At 59.1% G+C, this 5,272-nt stretch carries 5 protein-coding genes; 1 reads left to right on the forward strand and 4 read right to left on the reverse strand.

Translation table 11 applies throughout. The features are described 5' to 3' along the window. From HUK84_RS09805 to HUK84_RS09820, 4 genes are all read right to left on the reverse strand, one after another. Positions 1-357 (reverse strand): biotin/lipoyl-binding protein (locus tag HUK84_RS09805; RefSeq protein ID WP_374729306.1); only part of this gene is annotated, 357 nt, incomplete at its 3' end. A 24-nt stretch (positions 358-381) separates the two neighbouring features. Beyond that, entirely contained in the window at positions 382-591 is a 210-nt protein-coding gene (locus HUK84_RS23180) for a YtcA family lipoprotein (RefSeq protein ID WP_317135271.1), read from the reverse strand. A 246-nt stretch (positions 592-837) separates the two neighbouring features. Further along, positions 838-1,377, reverse strand: coding sequence for a GNAT family N-acetyltransferase (locus tag HUK84_RS09815; protein ID WP_176640129.1), 540 nt, complete (start codon positions 1,375-1,377; stop codon positions 838-840). Positions 1,378-1,515: 138 nt separating this feature from the next. Next, the gene (locus tag HUK84_RS09820) at positions 1,516-4,014 is read right to left on the reverse strand and encodes an ABC transporter permease (RefSeq protein ID WP_218064302.1); all 2,499 of its coding nucleotides are present in this window, start codon (positions 4,012-4,014) and stop codon (positions 1,516-1,518) included. 387 nt (positions 4,015-4,401) lie between these two features. Between HUK84_RS09820 and HUK84_RS09825 the strand changes: the two genes are divergently transcribed. After that, a complete protein-coding gene (locus HUK84_RS09825; protein ID WP_176640131.1) occupies positions 4,402-5,097 on the forward strand; it encodes a TetR/AcrR family transcriptional regulator in 696 nt (231 codons plus the stop codon). The last annotated feature ends 175 nt before the right edge of the window (positions 5,098-5,272 follow it).

The following is a 5,272-nucleotide window of genomic DNA, read 5'->3' on the forward strand; positions in this document are numbered from 1 at the left end:
CTGGTCCCGCGCCTGCTCGGCGGTGGCCGTTTTCACCGCGACCAGCCGGCGCTGGTTCTCCACCTCGGCCTCGGCCAGCGCCAGATTGGCCTCGGCCTGGCGCACGGCCAGCTCATAGGGCTCGGGGTCCAGGCGATAGAGCAGATCGCCCTTGCGCACCGCCTGGTTGACGCGGACCGGCAACGCGACCAGCCGCCCGCCGACGGTGCTGGCCACATGGACCAGCTCGGCGTCGATCGTGCCGCTGTCCGAGGACGGGTGCGCGCTGTCCTCGCGCGCGACATGCACGCCCAGCCCGACCGCCGCCGCGACGCACAGCACGGCGATCGCCACACCCAGGGGCCTTCTGCCCGGCATCCGGATCTCCCGCATCCTCGTCTCTTACGGTCCGAACCAGGCCAGCCAGGCAACCAGGCCGGACACGACCCCCAGCGCGACATAGGTGAACAGCCTGAAACCGAGGACCGCGTCGATACCGACGGGCAGGAACAGCGCGCGCAACAGCAGCGACGCGCCGATGCCGATCATGGCGCACAGCATCCAGTCCGGGAAATAAGCCCCGACCAGAGGAAAGGCGGGCGCGCCACGCACCGCGCAGCCACCCAACAGCAAAAATGGCGCCACGCGCCAGGGCCATGTCCGATCACTCGTCATGGGCGAATAAGAGACGCATTTGCGAATTTAGACAATACGATGCCGGCCATAGAGGGTGGAGACGAACGTTCGATAAAACGAAACATACGCCCGCTCCGTATCCGTCTGGCAAAGCGCTTGATGATTCCCAAGTTCGGCACCGGGCCCGATATCGGTTGGCGCGGCATTACATCGGGCCCCTACCTACAGACTGAATTTTTCTCGACGCAAAATAAACCGGAATTCATCACTTGTGCGCCCTTTGAAGGAATCGGCATCTTTTATGATTTTGTCCATAGTAAATCCGATTTTTTCCACAAGCCGAATGGAATTCGTGTTGCGCGTATCAATGAGTGCAACCAAAACGTTCACGCCGCGGTTGTGAAACAGTTCTTGTACCAACCATTCCAAGGATTCCTGAGCGTATCCCTTTCCCCAAAAGGCAGGAAATAGCTGATAGGCGACCAACGATTCCCTATCGCCAACATTTATAGTCGCTTGAATGAATCCAATGAGCGATCCTCCGTCCTTCAAGCGTAGGACCCAATTCAACCATTCTTCACGGCCATCCGGCGATATTTTGTTGGCAGATAATTTTCTGTAACGTTCTCTCAGGGCGGTGAAATGCCTGGGCGGATCATCCGGTATAAATTTATACGCGCGAGAATCTTGTAAGCCATTGAACATTTCCCCTGCATGAGCAGGGGAAATGTCTTCTATCAGGAGTCTATCCGTTTCGTGCATTAAATACCTGAAGGATGAAAACAAAAAGTGAGAAGTGTAATAACGGCATCGCCGGGATCGAGCGGAATGGGTTCTGGATCAGCCTTTGGTGGCAGCACAATCAGTCTCGATCGCGTGGGGCCGATTCTATATTCCCATTCAAATTTGACGTAATGTGGCGCCAGGCGGCTTCCTTGCAGCCCGCCACGTCTGTACAGCAATAGTAAGGGCGGCAATCAGCGTTGCTGCGGCGGTCACAAGGACAAACGGTACCGGCGTAAGCGTGATGCGCTGGTCGAACGTATCCAGCCAGTGCCGCATGATCCCCCACGCAAGGGGCCATGCGATCAAGTTGGCGATGGTGATCGGGCGAATGAATTGTGTTGAGAGCAGAAACAGGATATCGCGCGTGCGGGCTCCGAGAACCTTGCGAATGCCGATTTCGTGCATCCGGTGAGAGACGTGAAAAATGGACAGACCGTAAAGACCAAGACAGGCAATACCAATGGCGATAGCCGACCCTATTCCAAACAACAGGCTGTGGTTGCGATCCGTTCGGTAGTCTGCACTTAAGATGTCCGGCACGCTCTGCGCCTGTATGGGCGTATCGGGAAGAATATCTTCCCACGCGGCGCGAAGGCGCGCCATCTCCAGCCCTTCATTCACGCCGGAATATCGGACCTGCCACGCGACGTCAGCAGTCATATGGCCAGTCGCACGGATGCCGTAGAAGATCACGGGCCGAAGTGAATCATGCGGGCCCGATAGTCGAACATCGCGGACGATTCCGATAATCCTCAAGGGCGTCGGATCGGAAGCCTCTCTGATAATCTGTCCATAAGCATCCTCGATCCGTGGAAAGCCTAATCGTTGCGCCGCCAGCGCACTGATAACCACGCCCTGGACGAATGGAACGTCGCTTCGCCTGTCGGAAGAAGAGGCGGGGTCTTCGAAGTCATCTGAACGGGCCGGATCGAACCACCGTCCGGCGACAAGCTGGAAACCATATAAATCGAGGAAACCGGACGACACATGCCCCACGGCAAGTTCCGAACGGGTTGCCCCAGTACCCTCCCGGATAAACACGCCGCCACTCTGGAGGTGATGCGGATAGAGATTGGAGCGTTCTACCATAAGAACGCCAGGCACTGCACGAAGCCGCTGCAAAATCGCACTCTCGCGACCTGCAGAGCCATCTGCATCCAGAATTATTATCCCGTCTGTTCGGATGCCGCGCGCAAGATGTTGCACGAAATACGCCTGCTCCTTCATGACCAGGGTGCAGACCGCCAAGGCGATGGCGAACGTAAACTGACTTGTCACCAGGACGTTGCGCAACATTGATGCCATCCGTCCGCCGGCCGGCATCCGGCCGGTTGCCAGCACGGCCGCAGGACGGAACGATGACAGGACAAATGCCGGGTAAAGACCAGCCAACGTTCCTACGCCCAACGTGATGATCACCAACAATGGTAACGTAAAGGAAGGCGCCAATGTGACGTGCCAGCCACCAAGGACATTGATTGAACGGAGGGACAATTCGACCAGGGAGAGACCAATGAAGGCAGCGGATGCGACAAGGCAGATGGCTTCGGAAAGGAACTGAGCAACCAAATTCCGACGTGTGCCACCCAGTACCTTGCGCATCGCGACCTCGCGAGCGCGAATCCCGGCACGGGCGGTGGCCATATTGACGTAGTTGACAGCCGCCGTCGCCAGGGCAGACAAACCCACCAGTCCGAGGATGACGACAAGCTGCCGATGCATCCCGCCCCAGCCGATCGCTGCGTCGTGAAAATGGAGTTCGCGCAGTCCAACGAGATGCAGTCCGCTATCGCCCCAGTAGGCGCGCGCTTGCGCAACGCTCGGCGCAGAGGGATGACGCGTCACGTAGCGGGCGATCCCGGTCTCGATGGTATCGACATCCCGTTCGTTTGGAATCCGCACCCAGAGTGTACCCGGCGTCGATCCCCAGTAGGTAAGCCCGGACTCAGGCGTGGACATTTGGCGTCTGATGAAATCAGGCGGAACCAACTCTATGATGCCGAAGGAAAAGCTCGTGTTGGCAGGTGGGTCGGCATAGACGAGCGAGACGATATGCGTCCGCCCGTCATCCAAAAGCGTCATTGTTTTTCCGACCGCCTGCGTGGTCCCAAAATACTTCAGAGCCAGGCTGGCGGGAATCGCAATCCAGTCGGGTCGCGTTAGCGCCTGCGTCTCGTTGCCGCTGACAACCGCGAGATGAAAAAACGAGAAGAAATTAGCGTCGGCTTGTGTCAGAGGTTCGCGGCTCGCTCCATTCCGGATCCGAATCGCTGTCGTTCTCGGCCAGACACGCAGCGTATCGCTGATTCCTGCAAAATCCTGTTTAAGGAATGATGTGGCGAAGAAGCTCGCAACCGGCCACTCCTCGGGCGCGCTGCCGGGCAAACGCCATACGATGTCCGCGCGATAGATCGAGTCCGTATTGGGGAGGTAGGCGTCATAACCAAACTCGTATCGTACGATGAGGCTCATCGTCACGAATACGGAGATACCCAACGCGAGCCCCGCGACGTTGATCGCCGTATATAACTTTTGTCGTGCAAGAGTGCGCGTTACTGCACGCATTAACCCTCCGGACATCGTATCGGGCGTTGCTTCAGGCGGTTGTTTCATTCCTATCAAGGGAAATTATAGAAAATGTGCATACGTTTCTGTCAAGAATAAAATGTTTTTATTGCAGAAGCGGGCAGTCATTCGTGATGAAAGTTACGCACCTTACGCGCTATTTTTGCGTTTTTATGGTGGCTACACTTTTTGGTGATGCTTCCTTTGCATTCTGAACGACGGGCCACCTTGGAATTGATGGAGGCCATTTCTGCTGACGTTCTCGCCCGGACGGTGCGTCTGGATCTGGACCAGACGGGCAAATGCCCGTCGAGAGCGGCAACAGACTGGCGTTCCGGCGGAAACGGTCGATCGGCTCCACGCACTGGAGCGTATGGTCGGTGAACCGCGACGGCCGTCTAGACGACCGGTCTAATCCGCGCTATGGATCGGGGCATGAACGCCTCTCCAGCCCATGGCCCGACCCGTGGCCAGGTCCTCAACCCGGCCCATGGCGACACGCGGCAGCGCATCCTGGACACCGCCCGTCCGATCATCGGCGGGCGGGGATTTTCCGCTGTCGGCCTGAACGAGATCCTGGGTGCCGCCCAGGTCCCCAAGGGATCGTTCTATCATTATTTCGCATCCAAGGAGGCATTCGGCGAGGCGCTGCTGGAGCGCTATTTCACCCAATACCTCGCGCGGCTGGACGTCGTGCTGGGCACGCCCGGCGCGCCGGCCGCCGACCGGCTGATGTCCTATTGGCAGGGCTGGCGCGAGGGCTATGTCAGCGGCGACATCTTCAGCCAGTGCCTGGCGGTCAAGCTGGGCGCCGAAGTCTGCGACCTGTCCGAGGGCATGCGGGCCATCCTGCAGGATGGCACCGGGCGGATCGTCGACCGCCTTGCACGCTGCATCGATGACGGGCGGCGGGACGGCTCGCTGGTGCTTGCCGAGCGGAAGGGCGCCGATCCGGGGACCGCCGATCCGGGGGCCGTGCTGGCCATGTCCCTCTACCAGCTCTGGCTTGGTGCCACGCTGCTGGCCAAGTTCACCCGCGACCGCCGCCCGTTCGACGACGCGATGACGACGACGCAAAGGCTGCTGAACCTGGGCGCTGAACCCCGGGCGAACAATGCGGCGGTTTCGTAACATGACTGACGCCAAGATCGCCGAGGGATCAATCGTCGCATTCAAGGGAACTCTGGCCGCATGATGGATCACCCGTCATCTTCAACCGAAACGGTCGCCGAAACAGCCGCCGAAACGGCCGCCGCCTGGCGCGCGCGCTACGGCACCGACCTTGGCCCCGCCGAGGGGCTCGCCG

It is taken from the genome of Nguyenibacter vanlangensis (assembly GCF_013376155.1).
GTDB lineage: Bacteria > Pseudomonadota > Alphaproteobacteria > Acetobacterales > Acetobacteraceae > Gluconacetobacter > Gluconacetobacter vanlangensis.